This is a genomic window from Tissierellales bacterium (assembly GCA_025210965.1).
Classification (GTDB): domain Bacteria; phylum Bacillota; class Clostridia; order Tissierellales; family JAOAQY01; genus JAOAQY01.
The window spans coordinates 1-2,594 of record JAOAQY010000018.1; the positions used below are offsets into that span (position 1 = coordinate 1).

General features: G+C 31.9%; 3 protein-coding genes. 2 read left to right on the forward strand and 1 reads right to left on the reverse strand.

The window, feature by feature from the left end:
- On the forward strand, positions 1-398 hold a 398-nt coding region (locus N4A40_00930), incomplete at its 5' end, for a hypothetical protein (protein MCT4660393.1).
- Between the two features lie 21 nt (positions 399-419).
- Positions 420-1,391, forward strand: a complete 972-nt coding sequence (locus N4A40_00935) for a hypothetical protein (GenBank protein MCT4660394.1) — start codon at positions 420-422, stop codon at positions 1,389-1,391.
- Here the strand turns inward: N4A40_00935 and N4A40_00940 are convergent.
- Positions 1,380-2,594 (reverse strand): SIR2 family protein (locus N4A40_00940; GenBank protein ID MCT4660395.1); only part of this gene is annotated, 1,215 nt, incomplete at its 5' end. The two genes, N4A40_00935 and N4A40_00940, sit on opposite strands and share 12 nt — an antisense overlap.

Below are 2,594 nucleotides of genomic sequence, written 5' to 3' on the forward strand. Positions count from 1 at the left end.
ATGACAATTCATTATATTACTATAACAAAGAAATGAAGATGCCCAAAATTCAAAAATGGGATAATGAAATCGAAAATAAATCACCTGAACAAACATATCCCGGCTCTTTAGGCACTATGTTAGAACTTGACTATTCTCTACTAGAGCCCGATAAGATTGAGTGGAAATATTTAGATGACAAAAAAATGCTCTATCTTTACAAGAAGCTAGATTCAACTATAATAGAAAACTATATTGATCCTACTACTGGTTTTTCAATGCTAAGACGTGAGAGTAAAATAGACGAAGATAAAACAATTGTTGCTATTGAAGCAGAAGTTATAGATATTTCTTTCGAACCTGTATTTGAATCCGACGAGTTTGATGTGGAAAAATTTAGCGAAGTCTTAGAACAATAGATTGAAAACGGAGGTAAAAAATTGTATAAAAAAACAAATTTAAATAAATTACTATGCTTATTGCTATTATCATTGCTACTATCTGCATGTCAAAATAGTAACAATACTGAAAAATCAAGCTTACAGAATGAAGTAAAAAAAGACATCGCAGTATCGGAAACTAATCCGAAAACCGATGTCCCTGGAGAATTCAACAGTAGTTTCTCTGCAAGCGATTATGGCGAATCACTAGATGATTCTACCTCTGATAAATCTCCAAACAAATTCAAAAACTATAGTTTTTCAGACTTCATAGAAAATTTTTCACCCGAAAAAACAGCTCTTAAAAGAGCTCTAACAGAAAAACTATTTGATTTAGCTGTAGAAACTTCATCTAGAAATTCGTATAGTATGACTTTAAAAACTAAGAAATTTACTAGAAATAATGTCATGTATGAATATGTAAGCTACAAAGACGGAGATTTCAGACACGAGTACCCACTTCATCTCTCAAATGATATCAGAGCAGTCTCCCTCTACAAATTTGACGACAATGCACTTTACGCATATGAAATATTTACAGATTCACCTGAAATAGAAAAAAGACCTGATTTCATATTAGAAGGGCAACCTAAATACAGCTATTTAGGAGCTATCGGAACTCTTTTAGAATTCGACCCCTCTATATATGACCCTGATAAAATTTCATGGGAAAAAATAGATGACAAAATATATATATACTATTACAAACGAATGAATTCTGTTGTTATAGAAAACTATATAGACCCTGTAACTGGTTTTCTGTTCGTAAAACGTGAAAGCCAAATGGATAATGAAGGCAATCTAAAACCTACAAGTGAAATGCAAGTCGAAGATTTCATACTAAACCCTAGTTTTAAAAGCGACGCCTTCGAACTTCCTAAAAATGGTACTATAATAGAAAGTACTGAAGGCAATCCAAGAAACGAAATGATAGAAAATCTAAACAATCAAGAAAATTCATCATCTAACTAATTCAATATTATCGTTTATAATCTGTGCATTTTCACTAAATATTTTGCTGTCATTTGCAAAATGTTCTGGTAAAATGCTCTTTTTATTTTCTGCCAAATTTATGAAAACCCTGGTCCAAAATGTAGTATATAGCACTGGAATTTCTGAAAGTCGTCTGATTGTAAGTATCTGGGTTCCTATTTCAAATATGATATCATATGCCTCATCCTCACAATTATTCTTGCGTATATAGCCGAAAAACCTCTCCAAAAAATCCAGCATACTACTAACTAAAGCTTGATCCTCCCATGGAAATTCTACAAAATGAAGCTTTCTATAATGTGGCTTAAGTATCAACTCTTCAAAATTTCTATAATCATATTTTTCGAGAAATTCTTCTTTTATGATTTTTCTATTCGAGCATATACTCTCTATATCTCTCTTCTTTTCTTGAATTTTATTTTGAGTTTCTCTTAATTCACTTCTTATATCATTTATCTCAAATATCATATGTCCCTGCTGATTTTCATATACTTCTCTTTTGGCTTCTTTTGAATAATAAAATTGTATTATAGAATTTGGAATTTTCTTTTTCGATTCCAATCTAAATAGGCTAGTCGACCAATCTATAGCCGTTTGAACATTTATATCTCCTAGGCCATATCCTATACAAACTGTTGTACTCTCTCTAAATAGAAGCGAAAGTTTTGTCTGCCTATACTCCATCGGTCTAAATAATGGTATGTAATCTTCTTGAGTAATAACAATAGACTCTGGATCATGTCTTATTCCATGCAAATGATATATAGGTATAGTCCCCTTAGGTTCTACAAATACATCATTTGGGGTAAGCGAAATAGCTCTCTCCCCTAATATGCTTTCAAGCACAGTATCATAATTCGTAGTTATTATCCATTTAGGATCTAATTCCAGTATGAGCTCCCTAAAAAATTCCGCAGTTTGTTTTTTAGGATGCCAGTCAGTTAAATCACAAATCCTATTTTTTAATAAGAGCTCTGCCTTCTTTACGCTACACTCTCTATTTTTCGCTATTTCTCTAGTCATATACGTTGCTATTTCAGGATACGAATGATTTTTATAAAATATAGAATCAGTGCTTACACCATAACTATTTCCAACTTCTCTAAGCAATCCTTCCCAATTCATCACATCTGTATTTATCTTATCTGAGAGCACTTCTTTTGAAAAACCTGCTCCTATAAA